At 71.8% G+C, this 23127-nt stretch carries 19 protein-coding genes and 2 pseudogenes; 10 read left to right on the forward strand and 11 right to left on the reverse strand.

All coding sequences use genetic code 11. The features are described 5' to 3' along the window. Nucleotides 1-117: 117 nt before the first annotated feature. Both QF030_RS40080 and QF030_RS40085 read left to right on the forward strand, forming a co-directional pair. Nucleotides 118-282, forward strand: coding sequence for a hypothetical protein (locus QF030_RS40080; RefSeq protein ID WP_307167967.1), 165 nt, complete (start codon nt 118-120; stop codon nt 280-282). A 182-nt stretch (nt 283-464) separates the two neighbouring features. Then, nucleotides 465-2204: a SpoIIE family protein phosphatase gene (locus QF030_RS40085; RefSeq protein WP_307167910.1), complete on the forward strand. Its 1740-nt coding sequence runs from the start codon at nt 465-467 to the stop codon at nt 2202-2204. Nucleotides 2205-2304: 100 nt separating this feature from the next. Here QF030_RS40085 and QF030_RS40090 read toward each other — a convergent pair whose 3' ends face one another. Next, a complete protein-coding gene (locus QF030_RS40090; protein WP_307167911.1) occupies nt 2305-3309 on the reverse strand; it encodes a DNA polymerase Y family protein in 1005 nt (334 codons plus the stop codon). A gap of 146 nt (nt 3310-3455) precedes the next feature. Between QF030_RS40090 and QF030_RS40095 the strand changes: the two are divergent. After that, nucleotides 3456-3659: pseudogene (locus QF030_RS40095) on the forward strand (DUF6233 domain-containing protein); the annotation flags it as partial. 291 nt (nt 3660-3950) lie between these two features. On the opposite strand, the gene QF030_RS40100 reads toward QF030_RS40095, so the two are convergent. The 4 genes from QF030_RS40100 to QF030_RS40115 form a co-directional block, all read right to left on the reverse strand. Next, the gene (locus QF030_RS40100; protein WP_307167968.1) at nt 3951-4241 is read right to left on the reverse strand and encodes a hypothetical protein; all 291 of its coding nucleotides are present in this window, start codon (nt 4239-4241) and stop codon (nt 3951-3953) included. A gap of 85 nt (nt 4242-4326) precedes the next feature. Beyond that, the gene (locus QF030_RS40105; protein ID WP_307167912.1) at nt 4327-5577 is read right to left on the reverse strand and encodes a cytochrome P450; all 1251 of its coding nucleotides are present in this window, start codon (nt 5575-5577) and stop codon (nt 4327-4329) included. A gap of 34 nt (nt 5578-5611) precedes the next feature. Further along, nucleotides 5612-6526, reverse strand: a complete 915-nt coding sequence (locus tag QF030_RS40110) for an aromatic prenyltransferase (protein ID WP_307167913.1) — start codon at nt 6524-6526, stop codon at nt 5612-5614. Nucleotides 6527-6555: 29 nt separating this feature from the next. Next, a complete protein-coding gene (locus tag QF030_RS40115) occupies nt 6556-7629 on the reverse strand; it encodes a polyprenyl synthetase family protein (RefSeq protein ID WP_307167914.1) in 1074 nt (357 codons plus the stop codon). A 413-nt stretch (nt 7630-8042) separates the two neighbouring features. On the opposite strand from QF030_RS40115, the gene QF030_RS40120 reads away from it, so the two are divergent. The 5 genes from QF030_RS40120 to QF030_RS40140 all read left to right on the forward strand — a co-directional run bounded on the left by QF030_RS40120 (nt 8043) and on the right by QF030_RS40140 (nt 12403). Next, complete coding sequence (locus QF030_RS40120; RefSeq protein WP_307167915.1) at nt 8043-8954, forward strand: aromatic prenyltransferase; 912 nt, start codon at nt 8043-8045, stop codon at nt 8952-8954. A 212-nt stretch (nt 8955-9166) separates the two neighbouring features. After that, nucleotides 9167-9643 (forward strand): TetR/AcrR family transcriptional regulator, encoded by a 477-nt coding sequence (locus QF030_RS40125; RefSeq protein ID WP_307167916.1) that lies wholly within the window; start codon nt 9167-9169, stop codon nt 9641-9643. Between the two features lie 120 nt (nt 9644-9763). Then, nucleotides 9764-10012: a hypothetical protein gene (locus QF030_RS40130; protein WP_307167917.1), complete on the forward strand. Its 249-nt coding sequence runs from the start codon at nt 9764-9766 to the stop codon at nt 10010-10012. A 4-nt stretch (nt 10013-10016) separates the two neighbouring features. After that, on the forward strand, nt 10017-11576 hold the full coding sequence (locus QF030_RS40135) for a DHA2 family efflux MFS transporter permease subunit (protein ID WP_307167918.1): 1560 nt from the start codon (nt 10017-10019) through the stop codon (nt 11574-11576). Nucleotides 11577-11875: 299 nt separating this feature from the next. Further along, complete coding sequence (locus QF030_RS40140; RefSeq protein ID WP_307167919.1) at nt 11876-12403, forward strand: DUF6584 family protein; 528 nt, start codon at nt 11876-11878, stop codon at nt 12401-12403. Between the two features lie 93 nt (nt 12404-12496). Here the strand turns inward: QF030_RS40140 and QF030_RS40145 are convergent, their stop codons facing one another. After that, nucleotides 12497-13756: an AfsR/SARP family transcriptional regulator gene (locus tag QF030_RS40145; RefSeq protein WP_307167920.1), complete on the reverse strand. Its 1260-nt coding sequence runs from the start codon at nt 13754-13756 to the stop codon at nt 12497-12499. A gap of 636 nt (nt 13757-14392) precedes the next feature. Between QF030_RS40145 and QF030_RS40150 the strand changes: the two are divergent. Then, nucleotides 14393-14704, forward strand: a pseudogene (locus QF030_RS40150) (GNAT family N-acetyltransferase); the annotation flags it as partial. A gap of 268 nt (nt 14705-14972) precedes the next feature. Here the strand turns inward: QF030_RS40150 and QF030_RS40155 are convergent. From QF030_RS40155 to QF030_RS40175, 5 genes are all read right to left on the reverse strand, one after another. Next, the gene (locus tag QF030_RS40155; protein ID WP_307167921.1) at nt 14973-16559 is read right to left on the reverse strand and encodes a class I adenylate-forming enzyme family protein; all 1587 of its coding nucleotides are present in this window, start codon (nt 16557-16559) and stop codon (nt 14973-14975) included. A 648-nt stretch (nt 16560-17207) separates the two neighbouring features. After that, entirely contained in the window at nt 17208-18203 is a 996-nt protein-coding gene (locus QF030_RS40160) for a class I SAM-dependent methyltransferase (protein WP_307167922.1), read from the reverse strand. Continuing rightward, nucleotides 18200-19357 (reverse strand): DegT/DnrJ/EryC1/StrS family aminotransferase, encoded by a 1158-nt coding sequence (locus QF030_RS40165; RefSeq protein WP_307167964.1) that lies wholly within the window; start codon nt 19355-19357, stop codon nt 18200-18202. Before QF030_RS40165 ends, QF030_RS40160 begins: the two co-directional genes overlap by 4 nt. A 15-nt stretch (nt 19358-19372) precedes the next feature. After that, a complete protein-coding gene (locus QF030_RS40170) occupies nt 19373-19927 on the reverse strand; it encodes a cupin domain-containing protein (RefSeq protein WP_307167923.1) in 555 nt (184 codons plus the stop codon). Nucleotides 19928-19993: 66 nt separating this feature from the next. Beyond that, nucleotides 19994-21061: a type III polyketide synthase gene (locus QF030_RS40175; protein ID WP_307167924.1), complete on the reverse strand. Its 1068-nt coding sequence runs from the start codon at nt 21059-21061 to the stop codon at nt 19994-19996. A gap of 449 nt (nt 21062-21510) precedes the next feature. Between QF030_RS40175 and QF030_RS40180 the strand changes: the two genes are divergently transcribed. After that, complete coding sequence (locus QF030_RS40180) at nt 21511-22830, forward strand: multidrug effflux MFS transporter (RefSeq protein WP_307167925.1); 1320 nt, start codon at nt 21511-21513, stop codon at nt 22828-22830. The last annotated feature ends 297 nt before the right edge of the window (nt 22831-23127 follow it).

Consider the following 23127-nt stretch of genomic DNA (forward strand, 5'->3'; position numbering starts at 1 on the left):
CGGTAACCCCGAGCAGCAACAGCCTAGAAGCGACCCCGCCGTCCCGCATGTGTGCAGTCATCACGCAAACACACCAGAGGTGGGCTGACCGGTCCTGCGCTCACCGACTCGGGCGGTGTGCGAGCGCCTCGAAGGCTCGGGCCCTGGGGGGCGCCGACGGCATTACCCCTCCTGACCATCCCCGATCACTACGCCATCGCGCTGCGCGACTTCGGTCTCCTCCTCGCCGCCGTCGCACTCGCCCGCCTCGCCGGGCGCTACCACGGCAAGCGGCAGCACTGACCAGGCGCGACATGGCGCGACGCCTGCTGGACGACCCGGTGGGCGGAACGTCTCGGCGGGCGGGCCCCAGGGGCCGCCCGCCGCTGCTGCTGCTGCTGCTGCGGTACGGCAGCAGGCCGTTGTCACATGCATCGGTCCGGTCGGGGTAGACGGAGGGATTCGTGTCATGACGAAGGAGGGACATGGACGACGACGCCGACCCCGGCAGGGAAGGCATTCCCGCGCCCGGGCATCAGGCCCCATCCGGCGCCCTGCTCGACCAGGCGCTGGAAAGCCTGCAGGCGTCCGCCGTCGCGGTCGATGACGACGGCCTCATCGTCGCGGCCAACAGCGCGGCCCAGAACCTGCTGGGCCGCAAGGCCCCGGAACTCGTCGGGCGGGATTTCCACGACCTGCTGCACCGCGACAGGCACGGGCACGCGATGCCGCGCACTCGCTGCCGGATGAGGAAGGCGCTGCTCACGCGGCAGACCATGCACGGCGACGCCGAGTGGTTCGCCTGCGGCAACGGCACTTTCGTCCAGCTGTCCTGGCTGGTCACGCCCTGCGCACTCGGCCCGGGGGTGACAGGTGCGCTGACGATGCTGCACGGACCGGGGCAGGAGGACGTGCACCCCGGCGACGACCGGCACTCCGCCCCGCTGACGGAGCTGGACCGCCTGGCCCTGCTGGCGGAGACGACCACACAGCTCACCTCCACTCTGGACGCGGAGGAGGCGCTGCACCGGCTGGCGGCCCTGACCGTGCCACGCCTGGCGGACTGGGCAGTGTTCGACCTCCTCACCGAACGGGACGAAGTACGACGCGTTCTGGTGGCAGAGCACAAGGACGGCATTCTGATCGAGCGCGACGACCTGCAGGGCCCGATGCCTCCCGTGCCGTCGGAGTCGCCGATGCCCCTGTCGCGGGCCCTGCGTGGCGCCGCCTCCTCCCTCGTCGGTCCCGCCACCTACCAGGGGCCGCCCGATTCAGGCATCGCGGTCGAGCAGCAGCGTTTGTTCACCGAGACGGGAATGCACTCCGCTGCCATCGCTCCCATTCGCGGTCTGCGCGACGTACTGGGCGCCCTGACCCTGGGCCGCGCACAGCGACATGACGCCTTCACCCCTGCCGACCTGCCGCTGCTGGAGGACCTCACCCGCCGGGCAGGCCTGGCGCTGGACAACGCGCGCCTGTACCAGCGCCAGCGCAAAGTCGCCGAAACCATGCAGCGCCACCTGCTGCCGCAGCTCCCCGTCCTGCCCGGGCTGGAGATGACCGCACGCTACGTGCCCGCTCCGGACGCCTCCTCCGTGGGCGGTGACTGGTACGACGCCTTCGCCCTGGCCGACCATGCCCACGCACTGGCCATCGGCGATGTCGTCGGGCACGACCTCGACGCCGCAGCCGGTATGGCGCAGGTCCGCAACATGCTCCGCGCCTTCGCCTGGTCCCACCCGGAGGCCGCCCCGAGCAGCGTCGTCACCCGGCTCGACGAGGCCGTGATGCACATAGCCGAGGTCCCCATGGCGACCATGATCCTCGCCAGGCTCACCCTGGCCCAGGACACCCTGTGGCACCTGCACTGGACGAACGCCGGCCACCCGCCACCACTGCTCGTCACCCACGACGGCCAGGCCCGCTACCTCGACGAAGCTCACGGCATACTCCTGGGGACCGGGGTCAGCAGACACCGTCCCGACGCCGTCACCGTCCTGCCGCCCCGGGCCACGCTCCTGCTCTACACCGACGGACTGGTCGAATCCCCGCGCCGCTCCATCGACCACGGTCTGGACCGGCTGCGCCGGCACGCAGCCTCCCTCGCGCACCGGCCCCTGGACTCCTTCTGCGACTCCCTGCTGGACCAGGTCCGCCCCGGCGACAACGACGACGACGTCGCCATGCTCGCGCTGCGCACGCCCTCCGCCACCCAGCAGCAGTGACGGTGAGCGCCCGGACGGGCCGGCGTTCGCCGGGCGGGCACGCCGAGCAGGCGACACGCCTTCGGAGCCGGTCGTGCCCCGCGGCTTCGCCGTCTCCTGTTCACGAGGCGCACCGGAAGACGGCGGCCGGGCCGATGACGCCGGCGCCGAACCTGTCGCGGACGCGGTCGATGGCCGCTTCGGCCACCAACCGGGCCTCCCGGGCGTCATCGAGGCTGATCTGCCGGGCGACCCGGCCGGCGTCGACCAGGTCCTCCCCCTTCAGTGCCAGCGCGGTCAGGCGGCCACGCTGCAGACCGGCGGCGTCCATCAGCCGGTAGGCGAGGACGCGCAGGTCGTCGTCGTGCGCGGACGGCTCGGGAAGGCGGCGGGTCCTCTCCCACGAGGCGCCGCCGGCGAACTTCAGGACCAGCGTCAGGCCACGGGCGGCCTGGCCACGCCCGCGCAGCAGGTGTCCGAGCCGCACGACCAGGTGAAGCAGGGCGCTGCGGACGTCGGCGCCGTCCAGGGCGTGGCGGGAGAAGGAGCAGCGCACGGTCGCGGCGGCGGGAAGCCCGCGGGGGGTGACGGGGCGCGGGTCGATGCCGCGGGCGCGGTCGGCGGCGGTGCGGCCGGCGCGGCCGCCCAGCAGGCGCTGCACCGTCTCGGCGGGGACGGCGGCGAGCAGGGCGACGGTGTGGATGCCGTAGTCGTGCAGCGCTGCCGCCTGGCGGGGGCCGATGCCGTGCAGGGCGTCGACCGGCAGCGGGCCGAGCCAGTCGGTGACCTGGTCGGGGGCGACGGCGAGGACGCCACCGGGGGCGCCGATCCGGGCGCAGGCGGTCGCCGCGACCGTGATGGACGGCCCGATACCGACCCGGATGTCGACACCGAGACGGGACAGGGTGCGCACCCGCAGCATCTCCCCCAGCCGGCGGGCATCGGCGCCGTGATAGCGCAGGGCGCCCTTCAGCTCCGCCAGGGCCGCGGCCGGCGGCAGGGCCTGCACGACCGGGGAGAGCTCCGCCATTTCCTCCAGAACCTGCCGGTACGTCTCCTGCGGCAGCCGGTCCGGGCAGCGCACCTGCATCACCGTGCTCCGACCCGCCGGCGTCTGTGCGGTCATGACACCCACCTCCCCCATCCATGTTATCGAACAAAAAATCGAACACGCGAGGCCCGAGCGCTGATCGCGGGCATAGAATCAAAAATATGTTCGATGACCTGCCGCCCGACCTGGAGCGCCTGCACACCCTGCGGGTGTGGCACGCCATGTGGCTGGCCCGCATCGACGCCAGGATCGCGGCCGTGCGGCAGCGGCAGGCCGAGACCGAACGGGGCCGGGCGCGCAGGCCGCGGGCGCCGGAGTGGACCGTCGAGCTCGGCATCGGCGCCGGCCGGCCGCCGGTCCAGGTCCATGCCGGCGACTGCTTCTCGGCGGGCAAGCGCCGTCGCGCCGTCGGCCGCGACGAAGCCCGCCGTCTCCTGGCCGACGGTCTGCGCGCCTGCACGCACTGCCGGCCCGACACCCGACTGAACGTCACCGACTTATCCGACGGCCCCGCCCCTCCCCCGCATCCCCGCCGTTCGGACGGACACCGCCGGTACAGCCCGCTCCCGCGCCCCGGTCCCGGAACCCGGCCCCTTCGCCCTCGGCTGCCCGGGCGGCCGGGTTGCGCCTACTGCGGTGCCGGCAGGCGCAGCCGCTCGGTTACGACAGCACGGTCAAGGCGTCGGGCCTCGTGCAGCAGCCTGCGCCGCGAACGTTCAGTGGCGGTCCCGGGCGGTCATTGTGTCGTCGGGGTCCTGGGCGGCGTACACCGCGAGGAAGGCGGTGAGGGCGTGCACTGTGCCGCCGGCCGGGCCGAGGACGGTGAGCGGGACGCTGTGGCGCAGGCCGGCCGACAGCCTGCGGTGTGTGCGCAGCGCGGCGGCGGCCAGGGGGCCGTGCTGCGGGCGGTGCGTGAGGTCCGGACCGGCGCCTGCCATGGAGCGGGCCTCGGTCCGGGCCCGGGAGGTGATCTCGGCTGTCCGTGCGTGGGTCGTGGGGGTCGCCATGGCGGCACTCCTCGGCTGGTCGGGGCGCGCGATCGGACACGACTGGGGAAGGGGCGTGGGGCGTTGGTGCGGCTGAGGGGGCGGGCTAGCGCGGCTGGGGGATCATGAGCAGGCGCTGCGGGTGCAAGGTGGTGTGCGCCGCGGCGCGGACCCGGCTGCCCGGTGGGAGGGTCAGCCGCCATTCGCGGGCCACCGCGCCGAGCAGGATCTCCAGTTCCTTCCAGGCGAATGCCTCGCCGACGCATCCGCGGGCTCCGGCGCCGAAGGGGAGGTAGGAGGCGTCCTGCGCGTTCGGCCTGAGGGTGAGCCAGCGGTCCGGGTCCAAGCGGTGGGGGTCGCGGTAGCGGCCGGGGTCCCTGTGCAGCAGGTAGGAGCTGAACATCACGTGGGTGCCCGCGGGCAGGGCGTGTTCGCCGAGCGTGACCTCCGAGAGGGCCGTCCGGCAGGTGATCCATACGGGCGGGTAGAGCCGCAGTACCTCCATCAGGAAGCGCAGGGCGTAGCCGGGCGGGCCGTGGCCGTGGCCGGAGCGCCCGGCTGCGTCCGCGCCCTCTCCCCCGGCCGTGGTCCGGGCCAGGTCCTTGAGGACCTTCTCCTCGATCAGCGGGTCCTCGGCGAGCAGGTGCAGGGCCCAGGACATCACCGAGGCGGTGGTGACGGTGGCCGCGGTCAGCATCATGACGGCCTCGTCGCAGATCTGATCCGCGCTCAGGGCGGCGGCGCCGTCCGGTCCGGTGTCCGCCAGCAGCGCCGAGAGGTGATCGGCGGCCGCGGCCGGGGAGCCGAGGCGGCCGGCGACGCATGAGGCGAGCAGCGTACGGAAGGCGGTGAACGCCTTCGCGAGCCGCCGGGAGGGCTGCGGTGAGCGGGCCGCCCTTCCGTACAGCGGCTTTCTGATCATTTCCCAGGACAGGGCCGCGAGGTGTGCGCCGAGCACGTCGGACGTCTCGCGCGCCAGCGCGCCGAAGAGGGTGTTCAGCGCGATGGCGCTCGCCGCCCGGCACATCGCGGCCTGGACGTCGACCGGTTGCCCGGGGCGCCATGAGGCCGCCGTGTCCCGGGCGATCTCCTCCATCAGCGGGGCGTGGCCGGCGACCGCGGCGGTGCGCAGGTAGGGGTGCGCCAGTCGCCGGTAGTGCCGGTGCAGGGTGTCGTCCTGGGCGAGCAGCCCGGCCCGGCTGAGGATCCTCGCCTTCTGGAAGAGTTCGCCCTTGCCGTAGTGCTTGCCGTCCTTGACGAGGATGCGGCGCACCAGGGCCGCGTCCGTGACGAACTCGGCGCTCACGCCGTCCACCGAGACGGTGCGCAGCGGGTGGCCGCGCAGGAGACGCTCCATCCGGTGGAAGTGGAACTGCGCGGGGCGGCTCGCGCTACGCGGCGTCGGCGGCATGGTCGATCGACGGCATCAGGTCCAGCCGGCTGCGCGCCTGGAAGCGGTAGTACTGCTGGAGTTTGTAGTACTCCTCGCCCGAGGACGTCATGGCCGCGTAGACCATCTTGGGGTCGTCGCCGCCGTAGGCGACGCTGGTGAGGAAGTGTTCGATCTTCGGGCCGAGGCGGGCGGGCAGTGCCAGCGGGTCGCGGGTCTTCACGCTGAAGGCGATGCGTTCGATGTCCGCCGAGTTCCAGCTCAGGGTGGCGTAGAAGCCGAAGGACTTCTCGCAGAACCTCAGCATCTGCTCGCTGGGGTCGGGCATGCCGGTGGCGCGGTGCATCGCCAGGACCTCGTCGGGGCGGCGCAGGTGGTCGGGGAAGCCGGTGAAGTACAGGTTGACGGTGTTGTTGCGGTAGTCGATGGCGACGACGTCTATCTTGTCGGCCAGGCCGCGGTCGGCGAAGAAGGCGAAGTTCTCGGCGAGGCTCGGCGGCATCGAGGGCAGGTCGCGCAGTTCGGCGAGGCTCTGGCGGTGGCCGCCGGGGAAGTACACCCAGATCTTGCGGAAGCCGCCGACGATGCCGAAGTCGATGCCGTAGCTGTCGATGGGGCAGTGCTGCTGGATGTCGGCCAGCAGGGTCTCCGCGGGGCGGCCGCTCTGTGTGATGAAGCCGTGGTCGCGGGCGCGCAGGTAGGGGTCGATGTGCCGCGGGATGGTGAAGCGGCAGTCGAACTCTCCTTCGTGGCGGGCGTTGGTCGCCACCCGGAAGGCGATGATGGCCTGCGGGATGGCGTCCTCGAACGCCTCCAGGACGGGCCAGACCTTCTCGCGCGAGCAGGCCACGTCGATGAGTCCCGCCGATTCCTCGACCCCGGCGAAGAGGTCCGCCAGCTGCGTGGTTTCCGACATGCTTCCTCCAACTGCCGTACGGGGGCGGGTCACTTGTTCCGGTAGGCCACGCGCAGGGCCATGTTCGCCAGTTCGCCGCGCCACACCGCGTCGACGGGCGCGTCGGCGATGGCGGTGCGGCCCTGCTCGACGAGGGCGGCGATGTGCCGTTCGACGTCCTCGGGGACGCCGGTGTCCAGCAGGCGGCCGCGTATCTCGTCGGGGGTGTGTCCGGGCTCGGTGATGAGGTCGCGGATGCGGGCGTCGCGCTGCATCGCCCAGCCCAGCAGGAGGGTCATCTTGTGCTGGCTGAAGTCGAGTCCGGCCGTCTTGCCGGTCTGGGCGGAGTCGCCGAACGCGTCCAGCAGGTCGTCGCGGAGCTGGAAGGCCTCGCCGACCGCCTCGCCGTACTGGGCGAGGGCGGGGGCGAGGTCGGCGCGGCCGGCCGCGCTCGCGCCGACGACCAGGGGGCGGTGGATGGTGTAGCGGCCGGACTTGATCAGGGCGATCAGCCGGGACAGGTCGGGGTCGATGCTGAACTCGGCGGCCGCGGCGACGTCCATGTACTGGCCGATCATCACTTCGGAGCGCAGCCGGTGCCATTCGGCGAAGGCGCCGCGCGGGGCGGTGGACATCAGCTCGTCGGAGTAGACCAGGGCGAGGTCGCCGACGAGGAGGGCGACGCCCTCGCCGAACCGGCGGGACTCGCCCTGCCAGCCGCGGGTGCGGTGCAGCGTGGAGTGCAGGAGGTGGACGGCGGGCTTGCCGCGCCGGGTGCGGGAGTCGTCCAGGACGTCGTCGTGGACGAGGGCGGAGATGTGCAGCAGTTCCAGGGCGGCGGCCGCGTCGACGATGGCGGGGTCGTCGGGGTCGCCGCCCGCGGCGAGGTAGCCGGTGAGGCAGAAGGCCGGGCGGATGAGCTTGCCGCCGGCGGTGGCGAGGTCGGACAGCGCGTCGATGGCGACGACGGCGTGGTCGTGCACCTCGGCGTAGTGGGCGCGTTCGGCGGCGAGGAAGGAGCTCAGCCGGTCCTGGACGCGCTGGAGCAGGTCCTCGACGGTGCGCCGTGCGGAGGCAGCGGGCTCCTGGTCGGTGGCGGCCCGGCGGGTCACTGCAGTGGTCACGACACATCTCCTTGGACGGGGCTGGTGCGCTGGGGCGCAGACACGGCAGGCGGTGGTCTGCGTCAGCGTGCGCGGTGCGGCTGCAGCGCAGGTGGAGCCTGCTTGGAGCGGAACGCGAGCGGCGCGACAGGCAGCAGGTACCGGGGGCGGGTGAGGGCAAAGAAGGGCGGGCGGGGTGCTCCCGCGGTCGGGTTCGCCGGTGCCCTGCCGCGCCGCTCAGGGCGGGCTGCGCCGGCCGTGGCGTGGGGCGGGCCCGGTACGAAACGGCGCGGCCGGCGGTTCCCGGCCGGGCGCGGACCGCGGCACCGCCTGTGCGGTGGTCGTACGCGCCTCACACACCAAGTCACCGCCAAGCGGGGTGAGCGACGGTTGTGGTGCATGCCGCATACATAGGCTGACCCTTGGAGGAGCTCATGCCAGGACCCGCTGGATTGGATAAGGTCTATTCGGCGGTTGAGGAAACGGCCCGGCTGCTGGGTGTGCCTTGTTCTCCCGACCAGGTGTCCCCGGCGCTGAATGTGTTCGGGGACGAACTGCCCGATTCCCACATCGTTTTCAGCATGGCGGCCGGTGAACGTCACCGCGGGGAAGTCGACTTCGACTTCTCGCTGTCTCCCGACGGCGCCGACCCGTATGCCACCGCGCTGGCGAACGGTCTCATCGAGGGGACGGACCATCCCGTCGGCTCGCTGCTGGCGGAGATCCAGGCGCGCTGCGCCATCGCGAGTTACGGCGTCGAGTACGGCATCGTCGGCGGCTTCAAGAAGTCCTATGCGTTCTTCCCGCTCGACGACTTCCCGCCGCTGGCGAAGTTCGCCGGCATTCCGTCCATGCCGCCCGGTCTTGCCGAGCATGTGGGCATGCTGACGCGTCTCGGCCTGGACGACACGGTGTCGACCATCGGCATCAACTACCCCAAGCGCACGCTGAACGTGTACTTCGCCGTGACGGCGGTGGAGACGGAGACCAAGCTCGCGCTGCTGCGCGCGTTCGGGTTCCCGGAGCCGGACGCACGCGTCACGGAGTTCATCAAGCGGTCGTTCTCCGTGTACCCCACGTTCAACTGGGACTCCTCGGCGGTCGAGCGCATCTGCTTCTCCGTGAAGACGCAGAACCCGGGGGAGCTCCCCGCTCCCTTCCACCCGGAGATCGAGGAGTTCGCGAGCGGCGTGCCCCACGCGTACGAAGGCGGTCGTGAGTTCGTTTCCGCCGTCGCGCTGGCACCGTCCGGCGAGGCGTACTACAAGCTCGCCGCCTACTACCAGAAGGCGCGCGGGGCCTCGAACGCCGCTTTCGCGGCCGACCGGGACGACAGCGCGTCCTAGCCGGTCGCGGCGGCCGGGCCCGGCGGGGTCACCGCCGCCGCGCAGGCGGCCGGGGCCCCGCGCGCCCCGGGCAGCAGTGATCAGGTTCCGAGTCGGCCCATCAAGTGGATATCAAGCGCAGGCCGAGCAGGGTGAGCGACCGTATGGGCGCCTGTCCGGCCGGCCACGCCCGGCTCGTGGCCGCCGTCGCATATCTGGAGGAAAGAGGAAGCATGACTGAAGTCGTTGAGGTAGAAGGCGCGGCCGCCCTGGCCGCGTACGGGCGCGCCATCGCGCAGGCCGGGGCGGCTGCGCTCTCCGGGCCGCGTGAGGAGTTGGGCGAGCGCCTCGTCGGTACGCTCCTGAAGACCTTCGAGGACCCCGAGACAGGGCCGCAGGTCCTCGAGGCCTTCCGGGTCGCCGTCAGCAGCGATGCGGGAGCGGCACAGATGCGTCAGTGGATGTCGTCCGAGCTCCCGCGCCTGGGCGGGGAGGCGCTCGGGAAGTCGGTGACGGACCTGAGCGAGGCGACGACGGCACTGATCCAGGTGCCGCCGCTGCACGCCAACGCGGCGGCGGCGCAGGTCTGGGGTCTGATCATCCTGCGGTACATCCTGAAGATAGAGCCGGTCGCGTCGGCATCGCACGAGGAGCTCCTGAGCCTCTTCGGCCCCACGATCCAGCGCTACTACACACCTGTGCCCGCGTGAGCCACCGGATGCTGGTCCTGCCCGCCCTCCGCCGGCAGGGGCAGGCCGGCATCCAGGGCTTCGCAGTGAAAAGACACATGGAATCGGACGGCGGCCTCGCTGCCGGGAAAGCCGCGTGCGGTGACTTCCCGGAACAGGACGGCGACGTTGTGCTCGTTCCCGGCCCACATCGACAACAACGCGTCGGCCTCGCAGCTGTGGGGCGTATCGCTGTGGCCTTACGTCCTGCGCGGGGAGCCGACCGCGTCGGCATCGGCGGACGAGATCGTCGAGCCGCTGATGCCCAGCGTCGAGCGCCACATCATCGGCCAGCGGAAACACCGGCCAGCGGCGGACACCGTCCGGCCCCGGATAATGGGAGACAACTAACGTCATGAGTACCGTAAGCACGAATTCACAGGAGCAGGCGGGCGGCCACAGCGGCGGCAGTCCCCTGCGCTGGAAAGCGCTGGCTGTACTCACCGCGGTGCAGTTCATGCTCATGCTGGACGTCACCGTCGTGAACATCGCGCTCCCCAACATCCAGGACGACCTCGGTTTCACCACCGAGGGTCTGGCCTGGGTGGTCAACGGTTATCTGCTGATGGCCGCCGGATTCCTGCTGCTGGGCGGGCGGGTGGCCGACCTGCTCGGCCGCCGCAAGATCTTCGTGGCGGGCGTCCTGCTCTTCGGCGTTTCCTCGGTCATGTGCGGCGCCGCGAACACCCCCGGTCTGCTCGTCGCCGGCCGGTTCCTCCAGGGCTTCGGTGAGGCGCTCGCGGCACCGGCCGCGCTCGGCCTCATCGCCGTGCTGTTCACCGACGGCAAGGAGCGGGCGAAGGCGCTGGGCATCTGGGGCGGGCTGTCCGCCCTCGGCGGGGCCGTCGGCTCGGTCGCCGGCGGTCTGGTGACCGACTTCATCGACTGGCGCTGGGTCTTCTACATCAACATCCCGGTCGTGGTGCTCGCGCTGCTCGCGATTCCGCGCCTGATGCCGGAGAGCCGGATGGCCCGCCGCGAGGGTCAGCGGCTGGACGCGGTCGGCGCGTTCGGGACCACCGTCGGCCTGGTGGGTGTCGTCTACGGGCTGCTGAAGGCGACCGACCACGCGTGGGGCTCCTCGACGGTGCTGCTGCCGCTGCTGGGCGGAATCGCCGCGCTGGCCTTCACCATCGTGTGGGAGGCGCGCGTACCCGACCCGATGATCCCGCTGAAGTTCTTCAAGAACCGCACGCGCGTGACGAGCAACGTCATCAGCATGATGTCGTTCGCGTCGTTCTACACCTATGCCTTCGTCGCCACCCTGTACCTCCAGCACGTGCTGGACTACTCGCCGATGGAGACGGGCCTGGCCTACATTCCGCTCACCGTCGCGACGGGTGTCGGCATGGGCCTGTCCACCGCGCTGGCGCCCCGCGTCGGCGTCAAGCCCCTCGTGATCATCGCCTTCTTCGGTGCCGCCGTGGGTCAGGTCATCGCCGCCAACGGCTTCGGCCCCGACGCCACCTACACCGGCGGGGTCATGCCCGGGCTGGTCTTCTTCGCGTTCTTCAACGGCATGGGCTTCCCCCTGCTGATCAACGGCGGACTGCACGAGGTCAGCGGGCAGGAAGCGGGTCTGGCCTCCGGTGTGCAGACCTCGATGCAGCAGATCGGCGCGGCCCTCGGCCTCGCCATCCTGGTGCCCATCGCCCTGCGCTACGTCACCGACCACGCGGGGGAGGGCAACCTCGCGGCGGTCGCCTCCGACGGATACGCACTGGCGCTGTACTTCGCCGCGGGCGTACTGGCCGCCGCCGGTGTGATCGCGCTGTTCCTGCTCGGGAAGGTGAGCGCCGAGAAGCGGGACGCGCACGCGGAGGCCGCCGAGGTGCTGGCCGAAGCGCCCGCCCCCGCCACAGCGACCTCTGCCGGGGCCGCTCAGGCGTCCTCCCCCGAGGCCGCCAAGGCATGACCGGGGCCTGACCCCCGCAGCACGTCGACGCACCATCCCCGCTCCGGGGGTGGTGCGTTGCGCTGTCCCACGCGCGCTCGGGCGAGCCGCCCCGGCCGCCCGCGCACCGCGGCGCGGCATCCGCGTGACGGCTGCCGGCGTCCCGTCTGCGTGAGGTTCAGCCGACGCCGACGCCGACGCCGACGCCATCACCGTCACCGTCGCCGGCAGGCGGGCAGGCGGGCAGGCAGGCAGGCAGGCAGGGCAGGTGAGAGGAAACCGTGTCGACGCGGATCGCAGCGGTAGCCGATCATGCGTTCATGCCCCTGAGAGCGACCCTCGACCGCATCGACGCAGACCTGGCCGCCGGCCGGGTTCCCGTCGCCCGCCAGCGCCTGCGCGGTCTCATCTCGTCCTTCCCGCACGATCTGACGCTGCGCCGTCGTCTGGCCGAGGTGTACCGGCTCTACGGCGACGCCGCCGAGGCCGGACGCTGGATGTACCTCGAAGAGGACCGCGACGCCGACGAGACCGCCGCCTTCGAGGCGCGGTACGGCTCTCCCGGGTGGCGGATGAAGGCCCTGGCCTGGCGCGGCCCCGAGGCGAAGGCCGCCACCGCCTTCGCGCAGGGACAGCTGGTCGCGGTGCGGACCGCCCGCGCCGAGGAGTCGGGGCGCCCCGTCGACTGGGACGACCCCGCCTCCTACCGGGAGGACCTGGCAGGCGAGGACGAGGCGCCCGGCGGGCCGTGGACGGCCGGCGGTGTGCTGGCGGGCGTCGGCTGCCTGGCGGCGGCCCTTGTGTTCCTCGCGATCTGGGTGAACGGACTCGTCGCCCTCTTCGACTGACCCCGGTCGCCGGGGCCGTGGGGCGCCGCCGCAGGTTCGTCCCGGCGTCCGCTCGGCCCGGCACAGCGGTGAACACCCGCTCCCACGTGACGGCTACAGCTCCGCCGGCAGGGGTGAGCGCCGGACGTCGCCGCGGGGCAGCAGCCCGTGAGGGGCCGGCTGGCGGCGGGCGCTCCAGTGCGGTGCGCGCTGATCCGGCAGCGTTGCGGGGCGCCGGGCCGGCTTGGTGTCCGGCCGGGGATGGGGTCGCCAGTCCAGGGACGGGGCGTGGTTGAGTATCTGCTCCTCGAGCAGTTGCAGCGCCGGCCGCGGATCGATCCCCAGCTCCTCCGCCAGCCACCGCTGGTTGGTACGCAGCACCGCCAGCGCGTCGACCTGCCGGCCCGCCCGGTACAGGGCCAGGCTCAGCAGTTCGCAGCCGTATTCACGCAAGGGGTGGTCCTGGACGAAGGCCTCCAGTTCGGCCGCCGCGATCTCGTGGGCGCCGGCCGCGAGCAGGGCCGCGCAGCGTCCCTCGACCACCGACAGCCGCAGCTCCTCCAGCCGTGCCACGTCCGGCCGCACGTAGTCGGTGTCCGCCACCTCGGCGTAGGCCGGCCCGCGCCACAGCGCCAGCGCTCCCTCGAACTCGTTCACCGCGCTGTGCGGGTCGCCCCGGTCCAGGGCCTGCCAGCCGGCGACGGCCCGTTCGCTGAACCGGTGTACGTCGACCTCGACGGCCCGGCTGTCGAGGAGGTAGCCGCGTCCGTAGGTGCGCAGCACCGTCGGCTGTGTACGGGGCGCGCGGCCGGGCTCCAGCACCCGGCGCAGATTGGCGACATAGGCGTGGAGTGACGAGACGGCGGCGGGCGGCGGGTGCCCGGTCCACAGCTCCTCGACGATCACGTCGAAGGCCGTCGGCCGGCCCACCTTGCTGACCAGCAGGGCCAGCAGGGCGCGTTGCTTGGGCGCGCCGAGGTCGACGAGGCGGCCGCCGACGGCGGCCTCGATCGGGCCCAGGGCGCGGAAGGCGACCGTGGGGCGTGGCGCGGGGCTGTGCGGCGACCGCTGCGTGGCCCACTGGGCGTCCTCCGCTCGCCCGTGCGCCGCGGCCGCATTGTTCCCCGCGTTCGCGGGGCCCTTTAAGACGCCGTTCGGAACACCGTTGGTGACGCCGTTCGTGACGCCGGTTCCGGCGGCGGCCCTCTCGGCCGCCGTGACGTCGGAATCGAGTTCGAACTGCCTGGCCACGCATATCCGCAGTGCCTTGTTGGTGCGGCGAAGTTCTCGGACCTCGCGTTCCAACTCCGCGATGCGCCACGCATCCGGAGTGCCGGGGCTCGCGATACCGGCATCTACCTTCTCGTCAGCCATCCGTGAACTCTCCATTTCCACGGGCGCATTTCACCTGTCGTGGATTCTGGGCAGGCAATTCCTCGGCCATTGTGCGCGACTTCGGGCGTCGAGGGCCGGCGCGCCTAGCCGGCGCCAATCGAACCTCAAGCCAACTTCAAGGCATATGGCGGATGATGGAGGGCGGAAGCAGCGGGGGCGGCCGGGCTGACGCCTCCTCGAACCGCGATATCCGCACGTGCGGTGCGTGCTGCGGGCCTGACCGGCAGGGGTCGCCGTCGCGGCGGCGATGGTCGTCCGGCCGGCCTGGCGGACGAGCCCGGGGGTCAGGTTGCGCGAGGCGGCCATGGCACGGGACGCGGTACCGCTGCGTGCGCACCAGGCGTCCTCGCGCAAGGCTGCGTCGCACGCCTGGTGCAGGGCTGCGAGCGGCCGCTGTCCTGCCCGGGTTCGGCGAAAAGCGGGGTGCGGGCCGGGCCCCGGGGGCAGACAGGACGGGCCGGCGTCCCACCCGGGCCGAGGTCCGCGAGCGCCCTCCCGCGATGCCGGCCCGCGCGCGGAATGAACAGTGCCGTCGTGCGGTGCGCCGGCCGCACCCCGAGTGCAGCCGTTGAACTGCCCGCCGTGCTCCCGGCGTGATCAACTCCGTGTGGCCACGTGTCCGGGACCGAGCGCCTGGCCCTGCGCCGCTTCACTGCCGACCACGCGGACCTGCTGATCGAGCCGGACAGCGACGCCGCGGTGATGCGCCATCCGAGCGGGGGTCCGACCGCCCCGGAGACGGCCCGCGAGCGCCGGCTGCCGAGCAGCATCGCCGGCTACGAGAGGCGGCGCGGCGATCCCGGCCTGTTCGCCGCGCACGAGAAGGACGGCGGCGCGTTCATCGGCCGGTTCTGCCTGCGTCCCGAGCCGCAGGGCCCGCTGGACGAGGCCGAACTCGGCTACCGGCCGCGGCAGGCGGCCTGGGGCAGGGGGTATGCCGGCGGTACGAGATCACCTGGGACCAGTGGCAGCAGCGGTAGCCACCGGCCGGGGTCGCCGTCGGGCCGGGGTCGCCGTCGGGCCGGGGTCGCGCGCAGCGTGTCGACGGCGCCCGGCTCGCAGGCGGACAGCGCGGTCGTGGACCGCGACGGTCCCGCCAGGGGCTGGCGGGACCGGGCGAGCGCGGCTGGCGGGGCCCCTCTGGAGGGTGAGGGGATGTCACCGCCGCGGCGGTGTGCTGATCCCCGCTACCGCCTTACGCCTGCTGCTGGAGCTGCTCCTCGAATCGCCGGGCCAGCGCCAGGCGCTGCACCTTCAGCGTGGCGGTCCTGGGCAGCTCGGCCTGCGGGATCTGCACGGGGTCGGCGAGCTGGGGGAACGCGGTGACGGCCGCCCGCCAGCGGTCGAGGTCCAGGGGCTTGTCGTCGACGGTGCAGATCACCGGCACCGGTTCGGAGTTGGGGCCCTGCACCACGACCAGTTCGGTCAGCTCGTGCAGCCGGCTCAGCACGACGTCCTCGATCTCCAGGGAGCTCCTCACGCCGGGGATCATGTCGATCTCCCGGTCGAGCATGTGCAGGCAGCCGAACCTGGTGCGGTAGCCGACGTCGCCGGTGCCCCACCACTGGCCCTTGCGGTTGCTGTCGTAGCGCTCCTGCTCGCCGAAGTAGGTCTTCGCGATGCCGTCCCAGGCGACCTCGATGGCACCGGGGTTCGTCTCGGAGGGCGGGTTGCCGTCCCGGCTGACCACGCGGATCTTCGCGGCGCCCTTCGGCATGGCCCAGCCGACGCAGCGGCCGTTGGCCTTGTGGGCGGAGTGGCGGAAGTAGGCGCGGCCGACGGCCGGGCCGACCTCGCTCTGCCCGTAGATCTGGAAGAACAGCGCGCCGCGCCGGTCGGAGGCGTGCAGGAGCTTGCTCATCGTGCCGGGGTGGATGGCGTCGAAGGTGCTGCTGAAGACCTTCACCGACCCGAACGGCGCCCGCGGGTCATCGGCGAGCTCCTCCCACTCCATCAGCGAGTTGGGCAGCGCCTCGACGAAGGCCGGCCGGTGCTTGACGAACTGCTCGGCGACCTCGGCGGGGCCCGTCTCCCGCATGAGCAGGACCGGGTACTCCTTGAGCAGCGCCAGGGACATCGCCGCGACCATCCGCGAGTGCACGAAGGGCACGTTGATCGCGACGGTCTCCTTCTTCCGCATCAGCGACAGCAGCCGCCACTGCGGTACGAGGCGGATGCCCTGGGTGCGGGGCGTGTGCACGACGAGCTTGGGAATGCCGGTGGTGCCGGAGGTGTGGGTGATGACGGCGGCCTCGTCGATGGGCCGCACGACCGGCTTGACGCGCGGCGAGCCGGCGAGTCCGGCGAGCGGGATGGCGCCGGGCCGCTCGCCGGCCGAGGTGATGACCCGCCGGGTGAGGTCCGCCAGCGGCACGTCGGCCAGGACGTCGAGCTTGGCGCCGTCGGTGAGCAGGGTCGGCTGGTCGACCCGCTCCAGCAGGACGCCCACGGTCGTGGCGTCCAGGGCCGGTGAGAGGTTCACGACGACCCCGCCGATGCGGGAGATCGCCGCGGCGAGCATCCAGTGGTCGGCGTTGGCCGTCTTGTAGATGACGACCCGCTCGTCGGGGCGGACACCGGCCGCCCACAGGCGGGCCGCGAGGTCGTCGACGTGGTCGGCGTACTGGGCCACCGTCAGGCGACGTCCCGCCTCGGGCAGGACGCCCAGGTCGTGGTCGAGGCTGATCGGGGTCGAGGGGTTGACGGCGGCCGCCATCTCCGGCAGCAGGCCGATGTGAAGACCGCGCTTCTGAATCGATCGGTAGGCAACGGAGCCCTTCATGTGGGCTGTCTCCTTTGCGGTGGGCGGTGGGACATTCGGGCGGTCGACGGCTCGGTGCGGGATGCGGCGTGCGCGGATGCGGGATGCGGGATGCGGGATGCGGCGGGATGCGGTTACGGGGCAGGACAGGCGGCCGGCAGGTCGCCGACGTTCCGTCAGAAACCTTGTGTCGCTTCCGGGTTCGCATCGGGGTGGGGCCCGGATGCGGCCCCCGGTGGGCGGTGACGGGGCGGTGACGGCGGGCAGGGCCGCCTTCACCCCGGTCGCCGCTCCGGTGGCGCCGGTGCGGGGCCCGGTGGTGCCTGTGCCGGTGGTGCAGGTGGCGCCGGTGCGGGGCCCGGTGGTGCCGGTGCCGGTGGGGTGCGCCTTCTCCGCCACGCCGTGGGGGGGGACGCCGGGATTCCCGCCGCCGCGCTCCCCCGTCGCCGCCTGGAGGGGCGGCCGCGGCCGGTGCGAGCACGTCGCGGGTACGCGCCCGGGGAGCGCCGTGGCCGTCTTTCGACGGGCAGGGCGCTCCCCCGGCCGGGCGGCCTCCTCGACGGCCGGGAGATCCGGTGGGCCGGTGCCGTTCCGCACGGTCCGCGCCGTCCGGCTGCCGGCGCGGATCCCGTCGGGGCCGGCCGCAGGCGGGCGCGGGACGGCGGCCCGCTAGCGGGCGATGACCATCGTCGCGGGCGGGGCGGCGTGGAAGGAGACGTCCTCGAAGCCTGCCTTGGTGAGCCAGTCGTGGTAGTCGGAGCGGCGCCAGGTGCCGCCCTCCTGGCTCTTGAGGAGCATCTCCAGGGCGAACAGCAGCGGGAACGCCGGGGCGCTGCGGTCGTCGTCGACGATGTAGTCGGCGACCACCAGGGCGCCGCCGGGCTTGAGGGCCTTGCGCAGCCGGGTGAAGACCTCGATGTTGCTCTCGGCGTTCTCCTGGTGGGCGATGTGGGAGTACACCGCGATGTCGTACTCGCCGGTGCCGAAGTCGGTGGTGTGGAAGTCGCCGTTGAGGGTGGTGAAGCGGTCCCCCACACCGTGCTCGGCCACCAGGCGGCGGGCGATGGCGTTGATCGGCTCCCAGTCGAGCTGGACGGCGCGGGCGGCCGGGTTGGCCTTCAGCCAGATCGACGAGTAGATGCCCGAGCCGCCGCCCACGTCGAGGATGGAGATCTCGCCGGCGTCCGCGATGCCGAGCGCCTCGACTCCGGCGTCCGCGGCCGGGACCGACACCGCGGCGATGGCCGGGACGATGCCCTCCCAGTGCGGGTTGTCGGCCACCTCGGTCTCGCCGCCCGCGAGCGGACCGCCGATGCGCACGACCTCCGGCAGGTCGATCAGGCTGCCGGTGTGCTGCAGCTTCAGCTTGGCGAAGCCGGCCAGGGAGGCGGGCTTGCCCTCGACGAGGAAGGCGGCCGCCTCGGGCGTGTTGCGGTAGCGCCCGTCCTGGAGGACGACCAGTTCCACGCTGACCAGTCCGTCGAGCAGGCCCTGCGCGCCGCGCTCGGATATCTGGGCGCGGGCGGCCACCTCGGCGGCCGTGCCCGCGCCGTTGTCGAGGTGGGTGAAGACGGCGTGGGTGGCCGCGGCGCCGATGACGCCGGTGTTCCAGTAGCCGTTGATCAGCCTCATCACACCGTCCGGTGCAGGCTGGTTGTTCGTCATGCCGCTCCCTTCAGGGCCTGGGCGGGCTTGGTGTGGGTGCGCAGCGCGCTGCGCAGGACCTCCGAGACCCGCTCGACCTGGCTCATGGTCAGCTCGGCGTGCATGGGTATGCCGAGGTTGCGCTGGAAGAGGTCCGCCGAGACCGGGCACACCTGCTTGGCGTCGAAGGCGGGCTGCACGTGGCTGGCCCAGGTGCCGTGCAGGGTGCCGATGCCCTGGGCGCGCAGTTCGGTGGCGACGGCCCCGCGGTCGACGCTCGCGTCCAGGGTCACCAGGTAGGACTGCCAGGCGTGGGTGCGGTCCGCCGGCACGTGCGGCACCGTCAGCAGTTCCTCGTCGGCGAAGAGTTCGGCGTAGCGGGCGGCGACGGCGCGCCGGCGCTGCATGAGCTCCTCGATACGGCCGAGCTGGACCTGCAGGATCGCCGCGGCGATGTCGGACAGTTTGAAGTTGTAGCCGATCTCGGTGAATTCGGGGATCGGCAGGCCGATGACCTGGCCCATGTCGAAGATGCTGCCGATGCCGAACGACGACAGCTGGCGTGCCTTCGCGCCGATGGCCGCGTCGGTGGCGATGAGGGCGCCGCCCTCGCCGCTGGTGGCGCCCTTGCGTCCGTGGAAGGACAGACAGGCCACCTCGGCCAGTGCGCCCGCCTCGCGTCCCTGGTAGGTCGCGCCGACCGCGCAGGCGGCGTCCTCGACGAGGAACAGCCCGTGGCGGTCGGCGATGGCCTGCAGTGGCGTGTAGTCGGCGGGCAGGCCGACGGTGTCGACGGCGATGATGCCGACGGTGCGGGGGGTGACGAGGTCCGCCACCGACTGCGGGTCCACGGTGCCGGTGTCGGCGCGCACGTCGGCGAAGACGGGCGTGCCGCCGACGTAGCGCACCGCGTGGGCGGGTGCGGGGAAGGTGTAGTCGGCGACGATGACCTCGTCGCCCGGCTGCACGCCGAACGCGAGCATCGCCAGGTGCAGGGCGGCGCCGCAGTTGCTCACCGCGACCGCGTCACCGGCTGCGTAGCGCTGCTTGAGCTGGGCCTCGAGGGCCTTGCCCTTCGGTCCCTGGCCGGCCGGCCATCCCGAGGCGAACACCTCGGCGACGGCGGCCAGTTCCTTGTCCCCCAGGCTTGCGAAAACGAGGGGGATCTTGTCGATGTCACTCATCTCTGTTTACGCTCCGCGCTGTTCGGAGGACTGGGGATCGAGAAGGACAGGCGGTTCGTAGCGCTGCGGCGTGATCTGGCTGACGTCGTAGCGCTTGCGCATCTCGTCGATGGCGTCGGGGTTGATCCCGCCGGCCGCCCAGATCTCCGCGATCTCCTCGAAGTACCGCTCGTGAACGGGCGAGGGATAGCACTGGAAGAGCATCCGCGCCGGTTTGTCGGAGGCGTTCCTGAAGGCATGCGGAGTTCCGGGCGGCACGAACATGGAGGCACCCTCGGTGGCGCGGACGGCCTTGTCCCCGCCGGGCGACTCCCACTCGTGCCAGTCCTGTGCGGTGCGCCGGGCCGGCTCGAAAGCCAGGAGCTGCAGCTCCCCCTCCAGGACGTAGAAGAACTCCTGGGCATCGCTGTGGACGTGCGCCCCGACATCGAATCCGGGCGGTACGACCACCTCGAAGATGGATATGGAGGAGCCGTGCTCCTGTGTGGCCTTGAAGGTCACTTCCTGCGCCTTGGTGATCAGCTTTCGCCCCTGACCGGGCGGGAGGATGAGGCCAGTCATGTGGTCAGCTTCCTTTGTCCGCGCAGAGTTTCACTCGAGTGAGGGTGGCGGTGGGGTGCGTCGGACTCAGTCCAGCTCTCGGGGACCGTCGACGCTCCAGCGGCCCAGCGCCATCTCGGCGGTGATGCCGGGGCCGAAGCCCGCGATCAGACCGGTGGCGTCCTGGAGAGGGGTGTCCTCCTCGAACAGGCGGCGGGCCGCGTCGAAGACGACGGCGCTGGCGATGTTGCCGTACTCGGTCAGCGTCGACCAGCTGTGGCGGAACACCGCGCGGTCGACCTCGAGGAACTTGGCGAGGTCGTCCAGGATGCGCGGACCGCCGGCGTGGACGATGTAGAAGTCGAGACTGCCGGCGTCCCAGCTGTGGTCCTTGGCGAACTCGCGCAGCACCGGGGCGAGCGGCTCCATCGTGCCGGGCACGCGGCGGTCCAGCTGGAAGTGGAAGCCGGTGTCCTTGACGGCGTAGGAGATCCAGTCCTCGGTGTTGGGGATGAGGTAGGAGGCGTTGCGCTCCAGCTCGATGCCGACACCGCCGTTGCCGCGCACCACGGCGGCCGCGACCGCGTCGCCGAACAGGCCGTCCGACAGCAGCGAGCCGATGTCGTCGGCGTCGGGCTGGTAGCACAGCGAGCACAGCTCGCAGGAGACGATCAGGACGTTGGTGCCGGGGTGGGCCAGGCAGAAGTCGTGGGCCCGGTTGACCGCCGCGCCGCCCGCCGCGCAGCCGAGCTGGGCGATGGGTATCTGGCGGGTGTCGGAGCGGAAGCCGAGCGTGTTGATCAGCCACGCGGTCAGCGACGGCATGCTGAAGCCGGTGCACGACACGTAGATGATCGCGTCGATGTCACGGGCCGCCAGGCCGGCGTTCTGCAGGGCCTCTTCGATGACCGGCGGGGTCAGCTTCCTGGACTCCGCCTCGTAGATGCGGTTGCGTTCCGTCAGGCCCGGGTGCTTGAGAGTCTGCTCGATGGGCTGGACGATATGCCGCTTCAGCACTCCGGTGTTGCGGATCAGCCGGAGCGCCAGGGGAAGCTGCGGCTTTCCTGCATGGGCTTTCGCTGCGAACTCGAGAGTCTCTTCGATCGTGATGACGTGTTCCGGCGCGCTCACCGCGGGCTTGCACAACCTGGGCATATCTGGGCTCTACTTTCTCTAGAGTCTGCCTTCTGTACGTGACGAATCTGCGCACAGCTTCCGAAGAGAGCGCAGCACACGGGAAAACACCGCGGCGCGCGGGGATTCGATGCGAGAGGAAACCTGAGCCGTACCGGGAACGGACGCGGTCTCACCAGTACAGAACCGGTGTACAGATGCTCAATCCCCCGCCCCGTAAATATTTTCGGGCAGGGAAGGCGTGCAGAAATAGTGACACGGCCGAACTCTCCGCGCCAAGGCCGTTTTGACGCGATCCGAGCCATTCCGAGCAAGACTCGAGCAGCGCACTGACGAGTCTCGACTTCCGCCGGGGAACGCCCTGGCCGGAGTGTCACCTGGCCTCGGGCGCAACCCGCGCGCTGCCGGTTCTGTAGCGGTTGGCTGCGAGCATCGGCGTTGGCCACGTAACGACTTGACGCGGAGGGCGCATGTCTCAGAAAGCCGAGGAAGCCACCGCCGGAGGCCGGCGGTTCCCCAGGGGGCGGTCCCCGGCGAAGGGCAGAGGAGACACGGCCGGCACGGACAAGTCGGTGCGGCGGACGGGGCTTTTGGTCACCTTCCTCCTCGGCGCCCTCGCCGCGGTGCCGCCGATGTCGATGGACATGTACCTCCCGGCCCTGCCGGAGGTCACCCGCACCCTGAACTCGACCGCGACGACCGTGCAGCTCACGCTCACGGCGTGCCTGGCCGGGATGGCGCTCGGGCAGCTCGTGGTGGGCCCGATGAGCGACCGGTGGGGGCGGCGCAGACCGCTGATGGCCGGGCTGCTCACCTACATCGTGGCCGCCGTGATGTGCGCCTTCGCCCAGAGCGCCGAGGTGCTGATCGGCTTCCGGCTGCTGCAGGGCCTGGCCGGGTCGGCCGGGATCGTCATCGCCCGGGCCGTCGTGCGCGACCTCTACGACGGTCTGGCCATGGCCCGGTTCTTCTCCACCCTGCTGCTGATCTCCAGCATCGCCCCGATCGTCGCGCCCGTCATCGGCGGGCAGATCCTGCATGTCACCGACTGGCGGGGCATCTTCCTGCTCCTCGCCGCGATCGGCGTCGCGCTCACCGTGCTGGTGTGGCGCCGGCTGCCCGAGACGCTGCCGCCCGAGCGGCGCCAGAGCGGCGGAGTACGCGGCGCTCTGTGGATCATGCGCGGGCTCTTCGCCGACCGGGTCTTCACCGGATACCTGATGACCAACGGCTTCACCTACGGCGCGCTGTTCTCCTACATCGCCGCCTCGCCGTTCGTGATCCAGGACATCTACGGGGCGTCCCCGCAGACGTTCTCGCTGCTCTTCGGCGTCAACTCGCTGGGACTGATGATCGTCGGCCAGATCAACGGCAAGATCCTGGTCGGCCGGGTCCGCCTGGACAAGGCCCTCGGCTGCGGACTGGGCGTGCTCGCCCTGGCCGGAGCGGCGCTGCTGATGGTGACGGCAGGCGTCTTCGGCGAGGTGGGCACGGTGCCGCTCGCGGCCTGTCTGTTCGTCATGATCTCCGCGCTCGGTCTGATCCTGCCCAACACCAACGCGCTCACCTTGATGCGCACCCCGCACGCCGCGGGTTCCGCCTCCGCGCTGGTCGGCACGTCCTGCTTCGTCATGGGGGCGATCGCCTCCTCACTCGTGAGCATCGCGGGCAAGGAGACGGCGGTGCCGATGGCCGCGATCCAGCTCGGCAGCGCGCTGGCCGCGATCGCCTCCTTCCTGGGGGTGTGCCGTCCCTGGCAGAACCGGACGGCGGAGAAGACCGGGCACTGAGCCCCCCACCACGGCCGCACCCCTCCCGCCGGCGGTCACCGCCGCCCGGCCGGCCGGGGTGACCGCCGTCCGGCAGGTGCGGCACACACCGCCCGGGCGGGCCCGGCGCCACAGACCCCGGGCCACGGGCCACGCGCCCCGCCAGAAGCCACAGCCCATGGGCCCCCGGTCACGCGACACAGGCCATCGCCACGCAACACGGGCCAGCGCCACGCGCCACAGGCCACGGGCCATGCGCCACAAGCCACAAGCCGCAAGCCACAAGCCACAAGCCACGGGGGGCGTGCCCGAGGGTTG

The organism is Streptomyces rishiriensis (assembly GCF_030815485.1).
Classification (GTDB): Bacteria; Actinomycetota; Actinomycetes; order Streptomycetales; family Streptomycetaceae; genus Streptomyces; species Streptomyces rishiriensis_A.

Excerpts from the sequence above, each read along its gene's own strand:
- QF030_RS40145 (WP_307167920.1), bottom strand. The coding sequence starts at position 13,756 with ATGGCTGACGAGAAGGTAGATGCCGGTATCGCGAGCCCCGGCACTCCG.
- QF030_RS40180 (WP_307167925.1), top strand. The coding sequence starts at position 21,511 with ATGTCTCAGAAAGCCGAGGAAGCCACCGCCGGAGGCCGGCGGTTCCCC.
- QF030_RS40175 (WP_307167924.1), bottom strand. The coding sequence starts at position 21,061 with ATGCCCAGGTTGTGCAAGCCCGCGGTGAGCGCGCCGGAACACGTCATC.
- QF030_RS40170 (WP_307167923.1), bottom strand. The coding sequence starts at position 19,927 with ATGACTGGCCTCATCCTCCCGCCCGGTCAGGGGCGAAAGCTGATCACC.
- QF030_RS40120 (WP_307167915.1), top strand. The coding sequence starts at position 8,043 with ATGCCAGGACCCGCTGGATTGGATAAGGTCTATTCGGCGGTTGAGGAA.
- QF030_RS40105 (WP_307167912.1), bottom strand. The coding sequence starts at position 5,577 with ATGGAGCGTCTCCTGCGCGGCCACCCGCTGCGCACCGTCTCGGTGGAC.
- QF030_RS40140 (WP_307167919.1), top strand. The coding sequence starts at position 11,876 with ATGCCCCTGAGAGCGACCCTCGACCGCATCGACGCAGACCTGGCCGCC.
- QF030_RS40155 (WP_307167921.1), bottom strand. The coding sequence starts at position 16,559 with ATGAAGGGCTCCGTTGCCTACCGATCGATTCAGAAGCGCGGTCTTCAC.
- QF030_RS40090 (WP_307167911.1), bottom strand. The coding sequence starts at position 3,309 with ATGACCGCACAGACGCCGGCGGGTCGGAGCACGGTGATGCAGGTGCGC.
- QF030_RS40100 (WP_307167968.1), bottom strand. The coding sequence starts at position 4,241 with ATGGCGACCCCCACGACCCACGCACGGACAGCCGAGATCACCTCCCGG.
- QF030_RS40125 (WP_307167916.1), top strand. The coding sequence starts at position 9,167 with ATGACTGAAGTCGTTGAGGTAGAAGGCGCGGCCGCCCTGGCCGCGTAC.
- QF030_RS40110 (WP_307167913.1), bottom strand. The coding sequence starts at position 6,526 with ATGTCGGAAACCACGCAGCTGGCGGACCTCTTCGCCGGGGTCGAGGAA.
- QF030_RS40135 (WP_307167918.1), top strand. The coding sequence starts at position 10,017 with ATGAGTACCGTAAGCACGAATTCACAGGAGCAGGCGGGCGGCCACAGC.
- QF030_RS40085 (WP_307167910.1), top strand. The coding sequence starts at position 465 with ATGGACGACGACGCCGACCCCGGCAGGGAAGGCATTCCCGCGCCCGGG.
- QF030_RS40160 (WP_307167922.1), bottom strand. The coding sequence starts at position 18,203 with ATGACGAACAACCAGCCTGCACCGGACGGTGTGATGAGGCTGATCAAC.